Below are 21,810 nucleotides of genomic sequence, written 5' to 3'. Positions count from 1 at the left end.
GCACCGGCATGGATTCGTTCCAGACGAAGCCATGCCTCGCCAAACCTCCATGTTTGGCGTGCTACCCTCATTCAGTTGTCGGCTGAATTCCAGTGCTCTTCAGGAAGGTCAAGACCTCTCTTAATCAATAGTTCGTTTCCTGTGGCTTGTGCTTACTTAACCGGGATAAGAATATTCGTTGCATAATTAATGTGAAATATCTAAATTTGAAACATATTGTTCCATTTTCAGGACAATAAGAAATGAGTCAGGATTTAAATGATATGGCCTATTTTGCTGCGGTTGTTCAGCACCATGGTTTTACTGCGGCAGGTAAAGCGCTGGGCGTTTCGAAATCCTTAATCAGTCGACGGGTAGCGGAGCTGGAGGCGCGTTTGGGGGTCAGGTTGTTACAGCGATCTTCCCGTAAGTTACAAATCACCGATATCGGGCAAAAGTATGCTGAACAGTGCGTGAAAATGCTGGAGCAGGCGGAAGTGGCTCAACAGATAATTAACGATATTTCCGGTCAGCCAAAAGGGCGCTTAAGGATCAGTGCTCCGGTTATGATGAGCGAAGTTCTGATAGGCCCTTTGGTACAGGACTTTCTGGCTCAATATCATGAAGTGCAAATTGACTTACTGGCGATTAATCGTGATGTGGATATTCTTGATGAAGGAATAGATATCGCATTTCAGGCTAAGCCATTACCGCTGGCCGACTCTAATTTGCATATGAAAAGCTTGGGGAATCAGCGGGACTGGCTGGTTGCCAGCCCGGATTTCGTTGCTCAGTACGGTAATCAATTAACTCTGGAAGGATTAAGCCGTTTACCTACCCTGAGCCGTAGTCGGATGAGTCATTGGATATTGGAGCATGAGCAACAGCAGCGGGTGAGAATAGATATACAGCCCCGGCTGTCAGCAAATAACCTTAATGTGCTGGTTCAGGCGGCGGCTAAGGGGTTGGGCGTTACATTAATTCCGGAATATGATTGTTACAAAGCCATTGATGACGGACGTTTGATTCAGGTGTTACCACAGTGGCGCTCGCCATCAACTCATGTACATGCCATCTTTGCCTCCAGTAAGGGGTTGTCTCTGGTCTGCCGCACTTTTCTGGATTATATGACTGAACAATTACGTCCCAGATTTAACTGATATGTATTCACCCATAATATGAATATAATCAGCTATCAAACAAACAAACGAATCAATCATAAAGTGATAGCTCAGCGATGAATATTGATTTAGCGCCTTACCTTAGTCAGATGCAGCAATATGGCGTACGTCGCCTGCTGGTTTTAAGCGGTGAGGTGGAGTGGTGTCGCCAGCAGGCGTTAGGTTTCACCCGTCAATATTCCGGTGACTGGCTGTGGATAGCCGATGAGCCATTATCGGATTACCCCCATCTACAGCGAAAACCAGAAGCGGTGCAAAATTTGTTAGGCTCAGAGTTTCGTCATGCGGTGTTTGATGCCACTGAAGGTCTCAATGCGGAGGCATTAATTGCCGTTTCCGGTACTTTGTCAGCCGGGAGCCTGCTGGTGTTAATGCTACCGGAATGGAACAGCCTGGAACAGCAACCGGATAACGACAGTTTGCGTTGGAGTGAAGCGCCTGAAGCGATTAAAACGCCCTATTTTATCCAACATATTAAACGCCAATTGAATAGTGACCCGGACGTACTGCTCTGGCTGCAGAACAGCGAATTTACCGGTCAATTACTGGCAGAACGAAAAACATGGCTGATGCCCGATGGTTCCCCGACAGAAGAGCAGCAACATTTACTGGAAAATCTGCGGCAGACAGATACCGGCACCTATGTGTTAATTGCCGGTCGTGGACGGGGGAAATCAGCACTGGCAGGTATGCTGGCCGCTCAGTGGAGTGGTAAAGGTGAATGTTGGCTAACGGCACCGGCTCAGGCATCGGGAAATACTTTACGACAATGGGCCGATGGTAAGGTTAACTTCCGGGCGCCGGATGCACTGCTGGAGCAGTGTCAGAAAGAATCACCGCAAAATGTAGACTGGCTAATTATTGATGAAGCCGCTGCAATACCTACGCCACAACTTTATCGTTTAATTGCCTGTTTTCCGAGAGTATTACTCACCACCACCGTTCAGGGTTATGAAGGCAGCGGTAGGGGATTTTTATTAAAATTCTGTGCGGGCTTGACTGATATGCACCTGCTAAATCTGCAACAGCCCATTCGCTGGGCGGAAAACGATCCGCTGGAACGCTGTATTCATCAATTATTGCTGGTAGAAGCTGAAAATAGCCTGAGTGAGCAACCGGGTAAGTTGCAGCAGATTATCGAGATTAATCAGCATCAATTAGCCAATAACGAAAAGCTGCTTAATCAATTTTACGGTTTATTAACCAGCGCCCATTACCGTACTACTCCGCTGGATTTGCGCCGCTTGTTTGATGCGCCGGGCTTATCGTTTTCCGTTGGTTTAGATGACAAACAGTCAGTGATTGCCGCACTGTGGCTGGTGGATGAAGGTGGACTCTCTCCGGATTTGGCTCGCGAAGTCTGGGCCGGACGTCGGCGACCCCGGGGAAATCTGGTAGCACAATCACTGGCGGCTCATGGCGCAGAGTATCTGGCACCTCAGTTACGTTCTGCCAGAATTAGCCGTATTGCCGTGGTCTCCGCCATGCGTCGTCAGGGGATTGCCCGCGCCCTTATTGCTCAGCAAATTGAACGGGCAAAACAGCGCGGTTTAGACTATCTGTCAGTGAGTTTTGGTTATACCGACGAGTTATGGCAATTTTGGCAAGCCTGTGGCTTTGAGCTTATTCATATGGGAAGCCATCAGGAAGCCAGCAGTGGATGCTATGCGGCAATGGCGATTGTGCCTTTTAGTCAGGATGCGGTATTACTCGCCAGAAGAGCCAAGCGGCAGTTTTTGCTTAATCAGTTGCTGTCTTGTGTCAAATTGCATCATGTTAATGATATTGCCCCGGCAGAGCTGGCGGAAGAGGATTGGCGTGAGCTGGCTGGATTTGCGTTTGCTCACCGCACGCTGGAGGCCAGTCAGGTATCACTGTATCGCCTGTTACGCCATCAGGTAGCCCGGTGCCATAGTTTAAGACCACTATTGGAAGGGCTGACAAGCGTGGAACGGTTGGTAAAAGAGGGCAATCTTAGCGGACGTAAAGCATTGATGCAGCAATGGCGACAAGAAGTGGCAGAGGCGCTGTTGGTGCTAAATTCAGAGAAGTGTCACTACTGGAAAAGCTGGGTAGTCGCCCGGCTACCGGTTATCAGTCCGGTAACTCAGGGGCGATAGTCTACTTTTTATTGTTGCGGTTCCACTCTTCGTCTTCCTCTTTGTCCCATGCCGCGTTGTTGTCCCGGTGAGGAGGAAGCTTCGAGTTTTCTTTCATTGAGCGGTCATAATTCACTTTATACAGTGCTTTTATACCATTGATAATCATACCGACCAGAATGATCAGGATTACCCACCAGTAGTCTGCGAGCCAATGCATGATGATGACACTCCGTTGGGTAGGGTGATAAAACGTTTAAATACCTGGTTAAGATGGCAAGAGAGCCAGCTAAAACCCGCAATTTCTTTATCCTGCCAGGCCGACAGCAACAGTTCTGGTGTCAACAGGTGTTCGGCCTGTTGAGCCAGTGGATAATAGCTGAGGTGCCATGGCTCTGCGGCAACACCGCCCTGGTCGCTGACGAAAGGTCGATAGAAGCCGTATCTATTCATATTAGCGCTTAACCAACAGCTTAGCGGATAAAAATAACCATTTTCTTCATATTCCCAGGGTTCCAGCTGTAGCTTTTCCCCTTCAGGTAACAGGTCGGGATCGTAAATATCCAGATCGGTTCCCCAATGATGGCGGCTGGCTCCCGGCATTGCTGACCAGCGTAAAATTGCACAGCAACGTTGTTCATCATCCAGCGTTGAGATATCCATCGGTTGACTCATCGCGTCCATTACCGGACGCAGACCGATAAATTTCTCATTCCAAATCATTTGTTGGCGGGTAAAATCCCGAAAGGTGCTGGCGGGTTGAAGGTTAAACCCCACCTCTTTTGCTGCGGCCTGCATGGCAAGGAAAGCGTTAACCGCTTCCGGCTGCAGGCGATGGTTTCCCGTCAGGGTGACCAGATGCTCTTCACTCTGGCCGGTCAACATGGCTGGCGTTATCATACTAATAACTGCTCCATGATTTTTTGGTACATACGGCTAAGCAACTGCAAATCAGACGCTTTAACGCATTCGTTCACTTTATGAATGGTCGCATTGACCGGTCCAAGTTCTACTACCTGAGTTCCCAATTGAGCAATAAAACGACCATCGGACGTGCCGCCGTTAGTCAGTAACTGGGGGGTAGTTGCCGCGTAATACTCCACCGCATGGGACACTGCATCAACCAGTTTACCGCGCGGGGTCAGGAAGGGTTTTCCGGACAGGTTCCATTCAATAGTATAGCGTAGCTGGTGGCGTTCCAGCATGGCTTGCACCTGATGCATAATTTGTTCGTGGGTCAGCTCGGTACTGTAACGGAAGTTGAACTGCACAAACATCTCTCCGGGAATCACGTTATTACTACCGGTTCCGGCGCGGATATTGGCGATTTGCATGCTGGTAGCCGGGAAGAATTCATTGCCTCTGTCCCATTCGGTATTCACCAGTTCATTGATAAATGGCGTAGCGCGGTGAACCGGGTTATCCGCCAGATGAGGATAAGCCACGTGTCCTTGCGTACCATGAATAGTTAAGTTAGCGGTAATTGAGCCCCGGCGTCCGTTTTTAACTACGTCGCCTACGCGTTCGGTGCTGGAGGGTTCTCCCACCAGGCAGTAATCAACCCGCTCACGGCGAGCCGCTAATGCTTCAACCACTTTAACCGTGCCGTTAACCGCACTGGCTTCTTCATCGGAAGTGATGAGAAAGGCCAGACGTCCGCTATGGTTAGGATTAGCGGCAACAAAACGTTCGGCAGCGACCACCATGGCCGCCAGAGAGCCTTTCATATCGGCTGCACCACGGCCATACAGAAAGCCGTCCTGAATGGTGGGTTCAAACGGTGGCTGATGCCAGTGGCTTTCATCACCGGCTGGAACCACATCGGTATGACCAGCAAACGCTAAAGTAGGCGCTCCACCATGACCGCCGCGCCATGCCCAGAAATTAAGGGTATCGCCAAAATTCATCTCTTCAACGGTAAAGCCAATGGCTTTTAACCGTTCAATCATCATCTGCTGGCAGCCTTCATCATGCGGGCTTAAAGAAGGGCGCTTAATTAACTGCTGTGCCAGAGTAATCACCGGACAGAACATTATTTATCTCCACCGGTAAATTGCTGATAGTTGTCCACCGAAAATCCTAACAGCATTTTGCCATCAGCGACCAGTACCGGGCGTTTAATGATAGATGGTTGTTCTAACATAAGTGTTTTAGCACCGGCCTCAGTAGCTGCTGCTGCCTTTTGATCGTCAGTCAGCTTGCGCCAGGTTGTTCCGCGAGTGTTGAGCAGCGGCTCCCAGCCTAAGCCATCAATAAGCTGTTGTAGCAATTGGTCATCTAAACCATCAGCGCGGTAATCGTGAAAACGGTAGTCTATCTGGTGTTCTTCCAGCCAGCGGCGGGCTTTTTTGATGGTATCGCAATTCTTAATGCCGTAGAGGCTGTATGTCGTTTTCAAAGAGGTTCCCTCATCAGTCAAAATTAGTACGCCTGCCGTAAACTTACCCGTTCAGCAAAAGGCTGACAAAGCAGGGAGGATAGCTAATAAATTTACCATTAAATCCGGGGGGATGGGGAAAGTATTTCGAATGTATTAATGTATAAAGGAAAAGGTGAAAAGTTAATGGAGAATCATCAATTAATAAAATACGCTCAGAAGGCTAACGGTTGGCAATAAAAAACCGGACTCCCCACCGAAAGCCCGGTTCTTTCACCGAATTGAATCTTAACTTAGCCGTTACTGGCTTTTTCTTTCCAGGTACATTACGGTTGCCGCCACGCGTGAACGAACGTTCAGCTTACGCAGCATATTACGGATATGTACTTTGACCGTCTCTTCGGAAATGTGTAAATGAGAGGCGATTTGTTTGTTAGACATACCGCGAGCCACTTCCTGCAACACATCTAACTCGCGTTCAGTTAATGATTCAAATGGATCGCTCTGGTCATCCCGGGTCTCGAGATATTCAAGAATAATGTCGCTAAACACATTCTCGCCGTTGGCTGCCTGCAGAATTTTCTTCAGTAGTAGCTCCGGCTCGCTGTCTTTCAGCAAATAGCCATCGGCTCCTGCATCAATTAGTGCATAAATATCGCTGCGGGAGTCAGAAACGGTAAGGACGATAATCCGGGCTGCAATGCCCTCATTACGCAGGGCTTTTAAGGTATCCAGACCCGACAGACCTTTCATATTCAGGTCCAGCAGAATCAGGTCAGGCAGCAACTGACAGGCATAAGTAACCGCTTCGTTGCCGTTGCTGGCTTCTGCCACAATGTTGAGTGAAGGCTCCAGTTCAAGCAACTGCCGGACTCCGCGTCGCATCAGGGGATGATCGTCTACGATCAAAATATTACACTGTTCTTGCACGGTCATTACTCCATTCTTTTTAAAATTATTAAATTAAAAGGTGCCGCAACGCTATTTCTAACCTTGTCATTCTTATTGTTGAGGGAAGATGAGACGGACTAATGTCCCACCTTCTTCATGCGGCCCAATGGTTAACGTTCCACCTAAACGTGAAGCACGTTCGCTCATAATGTTGAGTCCGTAATGTCCTTCGGGCTCATCTAAACTTTTTATTCCAGCTCCGTTATCGGTAATGGTAATCATATTATTACCATCACCCGTAGGCTCACAATGGATACTAATCAGGCTCGCATTGGCGTGTTTTATGGCATTCAAAACCGCCTCTCGGACAATTTGTAATGCGTGAACCTGCTGTTGCGCATTTAACGCCTGTGACGAAAGGGCACAGTGCATTTGAATAGGGACTTCCGTTTGTGCCTGTAACGGAGTGATTAACTGATTTAGGGCTTCGTGCAAGTCAGCTTCCTGAATTGTGAGTCGAAATGTGGCTAATAGTTCCCTGAGCTGACGATAAGCACTGGAAAGCGCCTGATCGAAATCAGTAATCACACTCATAGCTTTCTCATTATTACTGGGAATAACACGTTTAAGCAAGGTGAGTTGAATTCGCAGGAAAGAAAGCGATTGTGCCAGCGAGTCGTGAAGTTCCCGGGCGATAGTGGCCCGCTCCTCCATCAGGAGTACCTGTAAATAACGTTTTTGCGCCCGGTTAAAATAGATCCCCCGGCTAAGAATATTGCTTACGTTTTCAATTAATTGGGGATGGACGGCGGTGTCTGAACATTGCCAGCTCATCTTACCCAGAATCTGTTCATCTTGCTGCAGTGGCAGATGTTGCCAAATTCGGTTTTTATCTTCATCGCCTTCTTCAAGTACCCAGCGGCCTTCTCCGCTGTCCTGAATTTCCAGACGAATCGCCACCATATTTTCACTGGTGCGAACAATGTGCAGAACCTGTTCGAAACACTGACGATCAACCTGGCTAACGCTCAGGGCCTGAAGGCAATCGTATAAAACGCCCAGTGAGCGGTTAGCCTGAGTCAGCTTAATGGTTTTCTCTTCCACTTTTTGTGCCAGTGACTGGTACATTTTGGCTAAATCAGATGACATAGAGGTAAAGGCCGTTGCTAATACCCCTAACTCATTATGCTTTTCTACATCTAACGGTTGATGGTCAAACCGCCCGGTTTGAATATAGTGGCTGGCCGCCACCATGCGGTTAAGCGGGTCGACAATTTCCCGGCGACTGAAGTGGATAACATAAAACACCAACCCAATGGTGCTCAGCACGCTGATGATACTGATAAAAACTGCGGCTTTGAGTTTCAGTTCGGAAAATAGCTGAATGGCAAGTACAAACTCATTAATTTCATTAACGTAATCAGCCAACTGACTGATGTAAACATCCCCATTATTATGCGTCAGCTCTTGTTCCAGCTCCTGCCAGCGATCCAGTAAAGTTTGGTACTTTTGTTGTATATCCGCCGGAAAGTAAAATTCGTTAATCTCTTTTAAGGCTGGTGCATTAATTGACAGCGCATACTGTCGGATATGCGAGTTCAGGTAAGGGGAGTTGGTGGTCAAATCATAGGCCAGACGGTAACTTTGCATACGCAAAGAACCAGAAATATTGATGGCTTCGGCATCTGTACGGCTGGCCGCCAATGAAATCAAAGCAAGCCCGGCAGACAAGATTGAGAGGATCACAATTGCGATCAGCATACGGGCGATACTATTGGTTACCGAGCGTTTAACAGAAGCCATAAATCCCCAAAGCGTTAATTGATTTGTACTTTGTCATGTCCATGTACCAGAGCAAATTACCTGCCCACTTCTGCTCACTGATGGTAAGGGCAACCTGCTTTTTGTTTAGTCTACTGATTATTTTGCTGGGTTTTAACCCAAAAATAACCAAATAAAATGCTGTAGGGGTCAAATATTGGGTTAAAAATGCAGCGAACGATTGATCTAGCGCAAGCTACCTACCTATTTACCCCTTAAGAGTAATTATATCTCTACTTCGCAAGGATTAACTTACTCTGGCCAGAGTCTCTAAATATGTCGTTTTAAGTAACAGAGATGATGTAAGTAATTAATGATGTCCTCCTGAGCGAGTGGAGTAATTAAAGCATGTCAATTTTATCCCGGCGAAATCTGTTACGTGGTCAATGGCGAGGCCACGATGCTATCAGGCCGCCGTGGTCGGTAGATGAAGCATTGTTTACCGATGGCTGTAGCCGTTGCCATGCTTGCGTTGAGGCCTGTGAAACGGGCGTTATTATGGTAAGTGGTAACCAAAGTTTTCCTGAGCTGGATTTTCAACGTGCAGAGTGCACGTTTTGCAAACGCTGTGTAGAGGTTTGTCCGGAACCGATATTTCATTCAACAGAAAGTCAGCCCTGGCAGCGTTATGCAGTGATTAATCAAACGTGTCTCACTTATCAGGGGGTGGCCTGTCGAAGCTGTCAGGACGCCTGTGAGCCCTATGCAATTAAATTCAAACTGCGGTTGGGGGGCATTGCTCAACCGGAGCTGGAAAGAGAGAGCTGTACAGGATGCGGGGGCTGTGTCCGAAGCTGTCCGGTTCAGGCAATAACAACCCGTGAGAGTGATCAAGATAATGACGGAAAACAATGACTGGCACGTTTGTAGTTTGATTGTTCAGGTACGTCCGGAAGACATACCTAAAGTAAGCGAAGCGCTGTATGCACTACCAGGAACAGAGATTCCCGGAGTGAATGAAGACGAAGGAAAGTTAATTGTTGTTATGCAGGCGGACAATTCAGATGTTCTGTTTGCCCAAATTGAGTCAGCACGTGATATAGCCGGTGTGTTGGCGGTGTCGCTGGTTTATCACCAGCAAGATGAGCAAGGTGAGGATACGCCATGAAACTCAGTCGTCGAGACTTCATGAAAGCAAATGCAGTGGCTGCAGCCGCAGTTGCCGCAGGAATGACTATTCCGACAGTAGCGGTTGCTGCTGATGGGGATCAATCAATTAAGTGGGATAAAGCTCCGTGCCGCTTCTGTGGTACCGGCTGTAGCGTACTGGTTGGGACGCAAAACGGTCGCGTTGTAGCTTCTCAGGGTGACCCGGATGCACCAGTTAACCGTGGGTTAAACTGTATCAAGGGTTACTTCTTACCTAAGATTATGTACGGAAAAGACCGTTTAACTCAGCCACTGCTGCGGATGAAAAACGGCGAATACGACAAGAACGGTGAATTTACTCCGGTTAGCTGGGATAAAGCCTTCACTGTGATGAGTGAGAAATATAAAAAAGCCTTTAAAGAACAAGGGCCAAACGGCGGCGGTATGTTTGCCTCCGGTCAGTTCACTATTTGGGAAGGTTACGCTGCCGCTAAATTATTTAAAGCGGGTTTCCGTTCTAACAACATTGACCCGAATGCCCGTCACTGTATGGCGAGCGCCGTAGTTGGCTTTATGCGTACTTTCGGTATGGATGAGCCAATGGGCTGTTACGATGACATCGAGCATGCTGATGCCTTTGTACTTTGGGGCTCCAACATGGCAGAAATGCACCCGATCCTGTGGTCGCGCATTACTGACCGTCGTCTGTCGAATCCAAACGTTAAAGTTGCGGTCATGTCGACCTATGAACACCGCAGCTTCGAATTAGCCGATAACCCGATTATCTTTAAACCGCAAACTGACCTGGTTATTCTGAACTATATCGCTAACTACATTATTCAGAATAATGCTGTTAATCAGGACTTCCTGGACAAACACGTTAATATTCGCCGCGGTGATACCGATATCGGCTATGGTTTACGTCCAAACCATCCATTGGAAAAAGCGGCTAAGAACCCAAACAGCGACAAATCCAGCCCAATGACTTTCGACGAATATAAAGCGTTCGTTGCAGAGTACACTTTGGAAAAAACCGCTGAAATGACCGGCGTGCCAAAAGATTCGCTAGTTGAACTGGCGAAACTGTATGCCGATCCAAATGTGAAAGTAGTTTCTTACTGGACTATGGGTTTCAACCAGCATACTCGTGGTGTGTGGGCCAACAACCTGTGTTACAACATTCACCTGTTAACCGGTAAGATTTCTCTGCCGGGCTGTGGTCCTTTCTCTCTGACCGGTCAGCCTTCTGCTTGTGGTACTGCGCGTGAAGTAGGTACTTTCGCACACCGTCTGCCTGCGGACATGGTGGTCACCAACGAAGAACACCGTAAGATTTCAGAACAGAAGTGGAAATTGCCGGAAGGCACTATTCTGGGTTCTATCGGCCTGCACGCCGTTGCTCAGGACCGTGCGCTGAAAGACGGTAAGTTAAATGCTTACTGGACGCTGTGTACTAACAATATGCAGGCGGGTCCAAACATTAATGAAGACCGTATGCCGGGCTGGCGCGATCCGCGTAACTTCGTGGTGGTATCCGACCCTTATCCAACCATCAGTGCGCTGTCTGCGGACCTGATTCTACCTACCGCAATGTGGGTGGAAAAAGAGGGTGCTTATGGTAACGCTGAGCGTCGTGGTCAATTCTGGCGTCAACAAGTTAAAGCACCGGGTGAGGCAAAATCTGACCTGTGGCAAATTGTTGAATTCTCGAAGTACTTTAAAACCGATGAAGTTTGGCCAGCCGAGCTGTTAGATAAAAACCCGGAATATCGTGGTAAGACCCTGTACGAAATTCTGTTTGCTAACGGTCAGGTTAATAAGTTCAAACTGGATGAGCTGGCGGAAGGCCAGTTAAACGATGAATCCCATGATTATGGTTTCTATCTGCAAAAAGGGCTGTTTGAAGAGTACGCCAGCTTTGGTCGTGGCCACGCTCACGATCTGGCTCCGTTCGATGATTACCACAAAGCTCGCGGCCTGCGCTGGCCGGTAGTTGACGGTAAAGAGACCCTGTGGCGTTACCGTGAAGGCTATGACCCGTATGTTAAGGCCGGTGAAGGCGTTAGATTCTACGGTAAGCCGGATGGTAAAGCGGTTATTTTTGCTCTGCCTTATGAACCACCTGCAGAAAGTCCGGATGCGGAATATGACCTGTGGCTGTCAACCGGCCGCGTGCTGGAACACTGGCACACAGGTTCAATGACGCGTCGTGTACCGGAACTGCACCGCTCTTTCCCTGAGTCAGTACTGTTTATTCACCCGCAGGATGCCCAGAAACGTGGCATGCGTCGCGGTGATAAAGTGAAGATTCAGTCACGTCGCGGTGAAGTTATCACGATTGTGGAAACTCGTGGTCGTAACCGGGTACCGCAAGGGCTGGTCTATATGGCGTTCTTTGACGCAGCACAGTTAGTTAACGCACTGACACTGGATGCAACCGATCCGCTGTCAAAAGAGACTGACTACAAAAAATGTGCGGTTAAAGTCGTTAAAATATAAGGAAAGCAGGGCGCACGATTATGGCTAATGAAAGGGATAAAGGACCCGCACGTCGCCGCTTTTTACGCGACGTAGCACGCAGCGCAGGCGGCCTGGCCGGTCTGACGTTGTTGCTGGGTATTCCGCAGAAACAGTCTCAGGCACGTGAGGGGGTCGCGCTGCGTCCACCTGGCGCGCTGTCTGAGGAGGCGTTTAACCGCGCTTGCATCCGCTGTGGGCAATGCGTACAGGATTGTCCGTACGATACGTTAAAGCTGGCAACGTTGTTGTCACCGGTATCGTCGGGCACACCGTACTTTGTGGCTCGCCAGATCCCCTGTGAGATGTGTGAAGATATTCCTTGCGTTAAAGCCTGTCCGAGTGGCGCCCTCGATTCTTCTCTGACAGAGATTGATAATTCCCGTATGGGGCTGGCGGTATTGCTTGACCACGAGAACTGCCTGAACTGGCAGGGCTTGCGCTGCGACGTTTGCCATCGCGTATGTCCGTTAATTAATAAAGCCATTACGTTGGAACTACATCGTAATGAGCGAACGAATAAACACGCGATGTTTTTACCCACCGTGCACAGTGAATACTGTACCGGTTGCGGTAAATGCGAAGAGGCTTGCGTACTGGAAGAAGCGGCAATCAAGGTACTTCCGCTATCACTGGCACAGGGCAAACTGGGTAAACACTATCGACTGGGATGGGTAGAGAAGGATAAGGCAGGGCATTCATTAATCCCTGAGGCTCTGACTCTGCCAACCCGTAAACCGGAAGGAGGACAATAATGGCAAATGCAGCTAAGAACGCAGGCCATGAGGCCCAGGCGAAGTTTGGCTGGTGGTATAGCCACCGCTTTCTGGTTTTTCGTCGTATCAGTCAACTGCTTATTCTGTCGATGTATCTGACCGGGCCACTTCTCGGCGTCTGGATCCTGCGGGGTAACTATAGCGGCAGTATGCTGCTGGACACTATCCCGCTTAGCGATCCGTTAATGATGCTGCAAACGTTGGCCAGCGGTCATCTTCCTCAGGTGCCAGAGCAATCTGGTTGGGCAGCATGGTCTGAATGGTATGCCCTGATTGGTGGTGTGATTATCGCACTGGCTTATGCACTGTTTGCCAGTCGGCTGTTTTGCGGTTGGGTTTGTCCACTCGGTTTGGTAACCGATTTTGCTGCCTGGTTGCGGCGTAAGCTGGGGCTGCGCAGCAGCGCGACGATTCCGGCAACGCTGCGCTATGGCATTCTGGTTGCCATTATCATCGGCAGTGCCATTACCGGTACGCTGGTGTGGGAATGGGTAAACCCGGTATCCGCATTTGGTCGTGGGTTAATCAGTGGATTCGGTCACTCAGCATCGTCTGGCATTATTACCGGTTTAGTCTTCGGTTTTGGTGCCAGTATTTGGCTGATCGTGGTGGTGTTCCTGTTTGACCTGTTGGTAGTGGAACATGGCTGGTGTGGTCATTTATGCCCTGTTGGTGCTCTTTATAGTGCAATTGGCTGTAAAGGTGTGCTGCGCATCAGTGCGGAAAATCGCAAAGATTGTACCCGTTGTATGGATTGTATTCATATCTGTCCGGAACCGCAGGTGCTACGTGGACCACTGTTTGGTAAACAGGACAGCCCGTTAGTGCTAAGTAAAGAATGTATCTCCTGCGGTCGCTGTATTGATGTCTGTTCAGAGAAAGTATTTCAAATAAAAACACGATTCCATCGTTCGGGAGTAGAGGAATGAAGAGTAACGTCTTGAGAAAGCAGCTTACCTTATGGACTATGCTGGTGGCATTAGTTTCCGGTAGTGTGGTGTTTGCTGCAGATAGCGTTGATTTGAGTCAGTCACCGGAAGTGTCTGGTACCCCTGAAGGCTCAGTTATTATGCCTAAAGAACAGTCTCGTATGGCGCTCGATTATGTTAACCAACCACCGATGATTCCACACAGCGTGGATGGCTATCAGGTGACAACGAAAGTGAATACCTGTCTGAAGTGTCATGGGGTACAAAGCTATCGTACTACCGGCGCACCGCGTATCAGTCCGACTCACTTTGTTGATAGTGCAGGCCATGTCAGTAGTAATGTGGCACCACGCCGCTACTTCTGCCAGTCCTGTCATGTGCCTCAGGCTGACGCTGCGCCAATTATTGGTAATACGTTCACACCGGCACCGGGATATGGTAAGTAATCGGGGGATTCATGAGTAAAGATAAAAAACCAGGTGTAATTCGCCGGGCATGGACTTGGTTCCGAACCCCCAGCCATCTGGCGATTGGTACCTTGCTGGCAATGGGCTTTGTAGCGGGCGTGGTCTTCTGGGGCGGTTTCAATACTGGTATGGAAGTCATGAACAGCGAGAAGTTCTGTATCAGTTGCCATGAAATGCGCGATAACGTCTATCAGGAATATATGGATACGGTGCACTACAGCAACCGAACTGGCGTACGCGCCGTTTGTTCTGATTGTCACGTACCGAAAGAGTTTGTTCCTAAGATGATCCGTAAGATCAAGGCATCCAAAGAGTTATATGGTAAAGCGATGGGCATTATCGATACGCCACAGAAGTTTGATGAGCATCGTTTGCAAATGGCGAAGAATGAGTGGGCACGTATGGATGGTAATAACTCTCAAGAGTGCCGTAACTGCCATAGCTTTGATTATATGGACTTTACCGAGCAGAAAACCGTAGCCGGGAAGATGCACTCGATGGCAATTAAAGAGGGTAAAACCTGCATTGATTGTCATAAGGGGATTGCGCATAAGCTTCCGGATATGACGGGGATCCCGAATGGGTTCTGATGCTGAGATTATGGCTGACGAGATTGTTTTAATCGGCTGCTGAGGGTATTCCGGCCGTAAAAGTCATTGTGCTTATTTGGGCATAGTGCCCGGCCGGAAGACCATCAGTACTCGGTGCTGGTGTGCGTCGGGCCTACCTTTCCTATGGGCAGTTATGAAACACCTTGCGGTGTTTCACCCTGACGGGCCAGCGCAAGCGCTGTTCAAACAGGCTTTGCCTGTTTGTCGTCAGCCAACGAAGCGCCCCTAACCCGGCCAGGCCCAACGTGCTCCGTAGCTAAGTACAGATGGTTTACCGACCGCACTCGATGCTAATTTAAGCACATTCTTTTTACGGTCGGAATGTTCACTAATGTTGATTTATTAGGCGCTTCTATTTCTTCTGCTGCTTAAACATCAACAACCACTTATCCAGCTCATTAGCGAACTGTTGACGATCGCGTTGGTTCAGGGTGCTGGGGCCGCCGGTTTGGATGCCGCTGGAGCGCATGGTGTCCATAAAGTCACGCATGGTGAGTTTTTCGCGGATAGTGGCGGGGGAGTAACGTTCGCCTCTGGGATTGATGGCTGCGCCACCTTTTTCCAGAACTTCGGCAGCCAGTGGAATATCTGCGGTGATGACCAAATCACCGGGTTCAGTGCGTTTAACGATTTCGTTGTCAGCTACATCAAAACCTGCCGCAACCTGCATGCTGCGGATATAAGGAGACGGTGGCGTTTTGATATATTGATTAGCGACCAGCGTTACCATGACCTGCGCACGATCTGCCGCGCGAAACAGCACTTCTTTTATCACATTGGGGCAGGCATCGGCATCGACCCAGATTTGCATAGTTGATCCTTATCGCTCTGATGTCTCATCATCAGGAAAATTGAGTGAAGATTCCGCACTTAATTTAAGCAATGAACCGGGGAATCTTCACTTATCTGTTGCACTTAACGCTAAACTTACCATAATCGTGCACTATAACAGGGTTAAACGGTGAAGATGATGGAAATCCGTATCTATAAACAAGATGACTTTGAAGATGTGATAACGCTGTGGGAACGCTGCGATTTACTGCGCCCGTGGAACGATCCTGAAACCGATATTGAACGTAAACAGAATAATGACCCGGAACTGTTTTTAGTTGCTGAGGTCGGAGGTGAGGTAGTTGGCACGATAATGGGCGGATATGATGGCCATCGTGGCTCTGCCTATTATCTTGGTGTACACCCAGATTACCGTGGCCGGGGCATAGCCAATGCGCTTATCAGCCGTCTGGAAAAGAAGCTGATAGCCCGCGGATGTCCAAAACTGCAACTTTTAGTGCGTGATGATAACGATGCCGTTATTGGTATGTATGAGAAACTGGGTTATGAAATCCAGGATACGGTGTGCATTGGTAAACGCATGATTGAGGATCAGGAGTATTAAGGCGTTGCGTTATACCCTGATTTTATTCACTTAATAGGATAGTAGATGAATATACGTATTGTTTTACTGTTGGTTCCATTTTTCATTACAGGATGTTCGACAGTCAGTAATTTTTCCTGGTCTAAGTTATCGCCAACTAACTGGTTTGGCAGCTCTCTGGAATTAAATAATGCAGGGCTGGGGGAAATCTCCTCCGTGACGCCAATGGAAGAAAAAGCACTGAATCAAACGTTGAACGGTGATTACCGTTTGCGTAAAGGTATGGGAATGAGTAACGGTCAGATGACCAGCTACTATGAAGCGCTGAACGACGATAAAGTGATGTTGGTCTTCCACGGTAATTCATCAAACCGGGTTGAGCGTATTGACGTCATGGATAAATCGATTGAGACGCCAAAAGGCTCTCATGTGGGTACGCCATTCAGCGATCTTTACCAAAAAGCATTTGATGTTTGCCGGGTCGGCTCCGGAGACGATAACGGTAAAGTACTTTGTCGTTCACCCGAAAGTTCGCGCATTACTTATGTATTTAGCGGCGAATGGATGGGGCCATCAGAGATTATGCCTTCCGACGATAAGCTAAAAGTCTGGACTATCAGTAAAATGATATGGCAATCAAAGTAATAGGCTAAATCTTTATTCAGACTTGAGTTAGCGCATGATAGCGTCGTCTGATTTAGTTATTATAGACTCATGTTTAGTTAAAGCGGTGCCGGCAAACAGCACCGCTTTTCATTGATATGAGGATTGAGTCATGGCTCAGGTTCAGAGCGGTATTTTGCCGGAACACTGTCGTTTTGGTATTTTTATTGAAGCAAAGGTTGGCGAGGATTTAGATCAGATCCGTAGCGGCTGCAAAACGTTTGTGAAGACGTTGACCGAACTACAACAAAAATTTCCTGAAGCTGCATTAGGTGCAGTGATCTCTTTCGGTTCAGATTTGTGGAAGACGCTATCCAATGGCCAGGGTGCCAGTGAACTTAAGCCATTTACTCCGTTGGGTAATGGATTAGCTCCAGCCACTCAACGCGATATGTTAGTTCATATCCTGTCTCAACGTCATGATGTTAACTTCACTCTGGCTCAGGCCGCATTAAAAGCCTTTGGCTCAGCTATTACTGTGGAAGAAGAAACTCATGGTTTTCGTTGGACAGAAGAACGTGATTTAAGTGGTTTTGTTGACGGCACAGAAAACCCGGTAGGGGATGCGCGTCCTGGCGTTGGTATCATTCCTGAAGGGGAAGATGCTGGCGGTAGTTATGTGTTGGTACAGCGTTATGTACATAATCTTGATGTCTGGAACAATATGCCGGTGAAAGCTCAAGAGAACGCCATGGGTCGGACAAAAGTAGATAACGAAGAGTTACCATCGGACAAGCGTCAGCCAACCTCTCATCTGGGCCGAGTTGACCTGAAAGAAGATGGCAAAGGTCTGAAAATTATTCGTCAAAGCCTGCCGTATGGTACTGCCAGCGGTGAACATGGTCTGTTCTTTATCGCTTATTGCGCCCATCTGCACAATATTGAACAGCAACTGCTGAGTATGTTTGGCGAGCGCGATGGTAAAACCGATCAATTGCTAAGATTCAGCAAACCGGTAACCGGGAGCTATTTCTTTGCCCCATCGTTAGACAAGTTACTCTCTTTATAATTTGAATCGGGATAATGCGGAAGTCATCTGCGTTATCCCGATTGTTTTTTCTGATAATTTCCCTTCTGTTGTTTCCCCCATATCGGCGTCCATATTGCATATTCTTTTTTGCTCTTAATCAGTGCGAAACGGTATATGAAATTGTTATAAAAAAGTGAATTCAGCCCATACACTATGACTTATCAAAGCATCATTTTTGGCGATAAGTGAGAGTGTAAAATGAAAAAGTTAGGGCTAAAAAGCTGGATTATCGCAACGATGATTGCGACGTCTTCTGTCTCTGCGGCTGAGTTACTGAATAGCTCATATGATATTTCTCGTGAGCTGTTTGCTGAAATTAATCCGGCATTTGAAAAAGCCTGGAAGCAAAAAACGGGTGAAGACTTAACGATCAAACAGTCTCATGCTGGTTCATCAAAGCAAGCGTTGGCAATCCTACAGGGTTTGAAAGCGGATGTGGTTACTTACAATCAGGTGACGGATGTGCAGATTCTGCATGATAAAGGCAACCTGATTCCCGCTAACTGGCAAAGCCGCCTGGCGAATAACAGCTCTCCTTATTACTCCACCATGGCGTTTTTGGTACGTAAAGGAAACCCGAAAAAGATTCACAACTGGAACGATCTGGTTCGTGATGACGTGAAGCTGGTTTTCCCTAACCCTAAAACTTCCGGTAACGGTCGTTATACCTATCTGGCAGCCTGGGGAGCCACTAACCTGGCCGATGGCGGCAATGAACAAAAAACTCGCGAATGGATGACCCGCTTTCTGAAAAACGTAGCGGTATTTGACGTGGGTGGACGTGGCGCGACGACCTCATTTGTTGAGCGTGGGCTGGGTGATGTGCTGATCAGTTTTGAATCTGAAGTGAAGAATATTCAAAAGCAGTATGGTGCCGATAACTACGATGTTGTGGTTCCTGAGGTTGATATTCTGGCGGAGTTCCCGGTGGCATGGGTCGATCGTAACGTTGAACGTAATGGCACAGAGAAACAGGCTAAAGCCTATCTGGATTTCCTGTATACCCCGGAAGCTCAACAAATCTTCACTCGCTATAACTACCGCGTGTATGACAAAGCCGCGATGGACGCAGTGAAGGATCAATTCCCACAGGTAAAACTGTTTAAAGTGGAAGATCAGTTTGGTAACTGGGAGCAGGTAATGAAAGTACATTTCAATACCGATGGCGTTCTGGATCAACTGCTGGCTGCGGGGCATAAAAGCTAATGTTGTTATCTATATCTGCCAAGCGTGTATTACCGGGCTTCTCTCTGAGTTTAGGGAGCAGTCTGCTATTTACCTGCTTAATTCTGCTGTTGCCCATGAGCGCATTAGTCATGCAGCTCGCCAATATGAGCTGGCATGAATACTGGCAGGTAGTTACCCATCCTCAAGTGGTAGCGGCTTATAAAGTGACGCTGGCGGCAGCAGCTGTAGCCAGCATCTTTAATGCAGCCTTCGGTATGTTGATGGCATGGATTTTAACCCGCTACCGTTTTCCTGGCCGTACCCTGCTGGATGGCCTGATGGATTTACCCTTTGCACTGCCAACGGCGGTTGCGGGTTTAACACTGGCCAGCCTGTTTTCAACCACAGGCTGGTACGGTACCTGGCTGGCGGAGCTGGGAATTAAAGTTTCATTTACCTGGTTAGGCATCGCTGTTGCCATGGCATTTACCAGCATTCCTTTTGTGGTGAGAACCGTTCAGCCCGTATTAGAAGAGCTGGGGCCTGAGTATGAAGAAGCCGCCGAAACTCTGGGTGCCAGCCGTTGGCAAAGTTTTCGTCGGGTTGTGTTACCGGAAGTTGCTCCGGCGCTAATGACCGGCACGGTACTGTCGTTTACCCGCAGTTTGGGGGAGTTTGGCGCAGTAATTTTTATTGCCGGAAATATCGCCTGGAAGACGGAAGTAACCTCGTTGATGATCTTTATTCGTCTGCAAGAGTTTAACTATGCGGCAGCCAGCGCGATTGCCTCAGTGATTCTGGCTGCCTCACTGGTATTGCTATTTATTGCTAACGTTTTGCAGAGCCGCTATGGCAAACGAGTTGGAGGTCACTAATGACAGATTTTACGTTCCAGCAGACATTCAGCTCTCGTGATATCAACTGGGGTAAGTGGGCACTTATTATCGCTGGGGTGGTGATTTCAGTGCTGCTGCTGGTGATACCGATGGTGGCCATTTTTGTTACTGCATTTTCTGCCGGAATCGACGCGCTGTGGAACAACCTGAGCGATCCGGACATGCTGCACGCCGTTTGGCTAACGGTACTTATTGCGTTGATTACCGTACCGGTGAATCTGGTTTTTGGCACGTTGTTGGCGTGGCTGGTTACGCGTTTTGAGTTTCGTGGCCGTCAGCTGTTGTTGACGTTGATTGATATTCCTTTCGCCGTATCGCCGGTGGTGGCCGGGCTGCTGTATTTACTGTTTTACGGCTCAAACGGTGTGGTTGGTGGCTGGCTGGAATCACACAATATTCAACTGATGTTTTCATGGCAGGGCATGGTGCTGGTCACCATTTTCGTTACCTGTCCATTTGTGGTGCGTGAACTGGTCCCTGTGATGATGAGTCAGGGCAGTCAGGAAGATGAGGCGGCAGTGCTGCTGGGTGCTTCCGGCTGGCAAATGTTCCGTCGGGTTACGTTACCGAATATTCGCTGGGCGCTGCTGTATGGCGTAGTCCTGACCAATGCCCGGGCGATTGGTGAATTTGGTGCCGTTTCGGTGGTGTCCGGCTCTATTCGCGGTGAAACCTATACCTTACCGTTACAGGTTGAGCTACTTCATCAGGACTACAACACCGCTGCAGCGTTTACTGCCGCAGGTCTGTTAACCCTGATGGCGATAGTGACCTTGTTCTTAAAAAGTACTCTGCAATGGCGTATTGCCCGTCAGAAAAAGCAAGATACTCAGGAGATAAATCATGAGCATTGAGATTAAAGGTATTAATAAATACTTTGATCAAACCAGAGTCTTGCAGGACATCTCTCTGGATATCCATTCCGGTGAAATGTTGGCGCTACTGGGGCCATCCGGCTCGGGTAAAACTACACTGTTGAGAATTATTGCCGGGCTGGAGTATCAAAACTCAGGTCTGTTGAGTTTTAACGGCAAAGATGTCAGTCGCCTTCATGCCCGGGATCGTCAGGTTGGTTTTGTCTTCCAGCACTATGCGTTATTCCGCCATATGACTGTGTTTGATAATGTTGCTTTTGGCCTGACGGTACTGCCTCGTCGTGAGCGTCCAACCGCAGCGGCAATTAAGCAAAAAGTCGATGGCCTGTTAGAAATGGTACAACTGAGCCATCTGGCAAATCGTTTTCCTTCTCAGTTATCGGGTGGTCAGCGCCAACGGGTAGCATTAGCGCGTGCGTTGGCTGTCGACCCACAAATTCTGTTGCTGGATGAACCCTTCGGTGCTCTGGATGCTCAGGTGCGTAAAGAACTGCGTACCTGGCTGCGCCAATTGCATGAAGAGTTAAAATTTACCAGTGTCTTTGTGACTCACGATCAGGAAGAAGCGATGGAAATTGCCGATCGCGTAGTCGTGATGAGTCAGGGGCATGTTGAACAGGTTGGTACACCGGAAGAGGTGATGCGCGAACCGGAAAGTCGTTTTGTGCTGGAGTTTCTTGGTGAAGTTAACCAGATTAAGGCGGAAATTAAAGGTAATCGCTTGCTGGTGGGTCAGCATCACTGGCCGCTGGAAGTATCACCAATACATCAGGGGGCGGTGGAGCTCTATTTGCGTCCGTGGGAAGTCGAACTCAGTGCTCAGCCCACCTCTCGTTGTGTATTACCGGTGCAGGTGACGGACAGCATACCAAAAGGTCATTACTGGCAGCTCACATTACAACCATCAGGCTGGCAACAAACGCCACTTAGCGTTACCTTTAGTCATGAGCATGGCGTGCCACCACAAAAAGGTGAGCGCTACTATATTGGTGGAGAACGGGCGCGTCTGTACGCAGGAGATGAATTGCTATTGCAAAGTTATCCCTACGCAAAAAGCGCCTGAGGCC

Annotated in this window: 23 protein-coding genes; 16 read left to right on the top strand and 7 right to left on the bottom strand. The window is 48.4% G+C overall.

Going from position 1 to position 21,810, the window contains the following annotated elements; translation table 11 throughout:
• Nucleotides 1-242 precede the first annotated feature (242 nt).
• Entirely contained in the window at nt 243-1,139 is an 897-nt protein-coding gene (locus EKN56_RS17165) for a LysR substrate-binding domain-containing protein (protein ID WP_130592926.1), read from the top strand.
• Between the two features lie 77 nt (nt 1,140-1,216).
• Nucleotides 1,217-3,280 (top strand): tRNA(Met) cytidine acetyltransferase TmcA, encoded by a 2,064-nt coding sequence (locus EKN56_RS17160; RefSeq protein WP_130592925.1) that lies wholly within the window; start codon nt 1,217-1,219, stop codon nt 3,278-3,280.
• Between the two features lies 1 nt (nt 3,281).
• Here EKN56_RS17160 and EKN56_RS17155 read toward each other — a convergent pair whose 3' ends face one another.
• The 6 genes from EKN56_RS17155 to narQ all read right to left on the bottom strand — a co-directional run bounded on the left by EKN56_RS17155 (nt 3,282) and on the right by narQ (nt 8,330).
• Complete coding sequence (locus EKN56_RS17155) at nt 3,282-3,479, bottom strand: YpfN family protein (RefSeq protein ID WP_130592924.1); 198 nt, start codon at nt 3,477-3,479, stop codon at nt 3,282-3,284.
• Nucleotides 3,449-4,159 (bottom strand): M15 family metallopeptidase, encoded by a 711-nt coding sequence (locus EKN56_RS17150; RefSeq protein WP_130592923.1) that lies wholly within the window; start codon nt 4,157-4,159, stop codon nt 3,449-3,451. The genes EKN56_RS17155 and EKN56_RS17150 overlap by 31 nt, the downstream gene beginning before the upstream one ends.
• On the bottom strand, nt 4,156-5,292 hold the full coding sequence (gene dapE, locus EKN56_RS17145) for a succinyl-diaminopimelate desuccinylase (RefSeq protein WP_130592922.1): 1,137 nt from the start codon (nt 5,290-5,292) through the stop codon (nt 4,156-4,158). Before dapE ends, EKN56_RS17150 begins: the two co-directional genes overlap by 4 nt.
• A complete protein-coding gene (locus EKN56_RS17140; protein ID WP_246019866.1) occupies nt 5,292-5,657 on the bottom strand; it encodes an ArsC family reductase in 366 nt (121 codons plus the stop codon). Before EKN56_RS17140 ends, dapE begins: the two co-directional genes overlap by 1 nt.
• Before the next feature lie 279 nt (nt 5,658-5,936).
• Nucleotides 5,937-6,572 (bottom strand): two-component system response regulator NarL, encoded by a 636-nt coding sequence (gene narL, locus EKN56_RS17135; protein WP_130592920.1) that lies wholly within the window; start codon nt 6,570-6,572, stop codon nt 5,937-5,939.
• Nucleotides 6,573-6,638: 66 nt separating this feature from the next.
• Entirely contained in the window at nt 6,639-8,330 is a 1,692-nt protein-coding gene (narQ, locus tag EKN56_RS17130; RefSeq protein WP_130592919.1) for a nitrate/nitrite two-component system sensor histidine kinase NarQ, read from the bottom strand.
• 366 nt (nt 8,331-8,696) lie between these two features.
• Between narQ and napF the strand changes: the two genes are divergently transcribed.
• The 7 genes from napF to napC are packed head-to-tail and all read left to right on the top strand — an operon-like array spanning nt 8,697 to nt 14,716.
• Entirely contained in the window at nt 8,697-9,203 is a 507-nt protein-coding gene (napF, locus tag EKN56_RS17125; RefSeq protein ID WP_130592918.1) for a ferredoxin-type protein NapF, read from the top strand.
• Complete coding sequence (gene napD / locus EKN56_RS17120) at nt 9,187-9,456, top strand: chaperone NapD (protein WP_130592917.1); 270 nt, start codon at nt 9,187-9,189, stop codon at nt 9,454-9,456. The genes napF and napD overlap by 17 nt, the downstream gene beginning before the upstream one ends.
• Nucleotides 9,453-11,936, top strand: a complete 2,484-nt coding sequence (napA, locus tag EKN56_RS17115) for a nitrate reductase catalytic subunit NapA (protein WP_130592916.1) — start codon at nt 9,453-9,455, stop codon at nt 11,934-11,936. The genes napD and napA overlap by 4 nt, the downstream gene beginning before the upstream one ends.
• A gap of 20 nt (nt 11,937-11,956) precedes the next feature.
• A complete protein-coding gene (gene napG / locus EKN56_RS17110) occupies nt 11,957-12,709 on the top strand; it encodes a ferredoxin-type protein NapG (protein ID WP_130592915.1) in 753 nt (250 codons plus the stop codon).
• Nucleotides 12,709-13,659, top strand: coding sequence for a quinol dehydrogenase ferredoxin subunit NapH (locus EKN56_RS17105; RefSeq protein ID WP_130592914.1), 951 nt, complete (start codon nt 12,709-12,711; stop codon nt 13,657-13,659). The genes napG and EKN56_RS17105 overlap by 1 nt, the downstream gene beginning before the upstream one ends.
• Nucleotides 13,656-14,105 carry a nitrate reductase cytochrome c-type subunit gene (gene napB, locus EKN56_RS17100; protein ID WP_130592913.1) on the top strand — a complete coding sequence of 150 codons (450 nt, stop codon included), beginning with the start codon at nt 13,656-13,658 and terminating at the stop codon, nt 14,103-14,105. Before EKN56_RS17105 ends, napB begins: the two co-directional genes overlap by 4 nt.
• An 11-nt stretch (nt 14,106-14,116) precedes the next feature.
• Complete coding sequence (gene napC, locus EKN56_RS17095) at nt 14,117-14,716, top strand: cytochrome c-type protein NapC (RefSeq protein WP_130592912.1); 600 nt, start codon at nt 14,117-14,119, stop codon at nt 14,714-14,716.
• A 373-nt stretch (nt 14,717-15,089) separates the two neighbouring features.
• Here the strand turns inward: napC and EKN56_RS17090 are convergent, their stop codons facing one another.
• On the bottom strand, nt 15,090-15,548 hold the full coding sequence (locus EKN56_RS17090) for a YaiI/YqxD family protein (RefSeq protein WP_130592911.1): 459 nt from the start codon (nt 15,546-15,548) through the stop codon (nt 15,090-15,092).
• 159 nt (nt 15,549-15,707) lie between these two features.
• On the opposite strand from EKN56_RS17090, the gene EKN56_RS17085 reads away from it, so the two are divergent.
• The 7 genes from EKN56_RS17085 to cysA all read left to right on the top strand — a co-directional run bounded on the left by EKN56_RS17085 (nt 15,708) and on the right by cysA (nt 21,806).
• Nucleotides 15,708-16,133 carry a GNAT family acetyltransferase gene (locus EKN56_RS17085; protein ID WP_130593758.1) on the top strand — a complete coding sequence of 142 codons (426 nt, stop codon included), beginning with the start codon at nt 15,708-15,710 and terminating at the stop codon, nt 16,131-16,133.
• Between the two features lie 45 nt (nt 16,134-16,178).
• The gene (locus tag EKN56_RS17080) at nt 16,179-16,757 is read left to right on the top strand and encodes an RpoE-regulated lipoprotein (protein ID WP_130592910.1); all 579 of its coding nucleotides are present in this window, start codon (nt 16,179-16,181) and stop codon (nt 16,755-16,757) included.
• Between the two features lie 130 nt (nt 16,758-16,887).
• A complete protein-coding gene (locus EKN56_RS17075) occupies nt 16,888-17,784 on the top strand; it encodes a Dyp-type peroxidase (protein ID WP_130592909.1) in 897 nt (298 codons plus the stop codon).
• A 219-nt stretch (nt 17,785-18,003) separates the two neighbouring features.
• Entirely contained in the window at nt 18,004-19,011 is a 1,008-nt protein-coding gene (cysP, locus tag EKN56_RS17070) for a thiosulfate ABC transporter substrate-binding protein CysP (RefSeq protein WP_130592908.1), read from the top strand.
• Nucleotides 19,012-19,013: 2 nt separating this feature from the next.
• Nucleotides 19,014-19,847: a sulfate/thiosulfate ABC transporter permease CysT gene (gene cysT / locus EKN56_RS17065; protein ID WP_130593757.1), complete on the top strand. Its 834-nt coding sequence runs from the start codon at nt 19,014-19,016 to the stop codon at nt 19,845-19,847.
• The gene (cysW, locus tag EKN56_RS17060) at nt 19,847-20,722 is read left to right on the top strand and encodes a sulfate/thiosulfate ABC transporter permease CysW (RefSeq protein WP_130592907.1); all 876 of its coding nucleotides are present in this window, start codon (nt 19,847-19,849) and stop codon (nt 20,720-20,722) included. Before cysT ends, cysW begins: the two co-directional genes overlap by 1 nt.
• Nucleotides 20,712-21,806: a sulfate/thiosulfate ABC transporter ATP-binding protein CysA gene (gene cysA / locus EKN56_RS17055; RefSeq protein WP_130592906.1), complete on the top strand. Its 1,095-nt coding sequence runs from the start codon at nt 20,712-20,714 to the stop codon at nt 21,804-21,806. The genes cysW and cysA overlap by 11 nt, the downstream gene beginning before the upstream one ends.
• The last annotated feature ends 4 nt before the right edge of the window (nt 21,807-21,810 follow it).

Origin of the sequence: Limnobaculum zhutongyuii, assembly GCF_004295645.1 — a bacterium.
GTDB classification, from domain to species: Bacteria; Pseudomonadota; Gammaproteobacteria; order Enterobacterales; family Enterobacteriaceae; genus Limnobaculum; species Limnobaculum zhutongyuii.
This window is presented reverse-complemented; position numbering and strand designations above follow the sequence as displayed.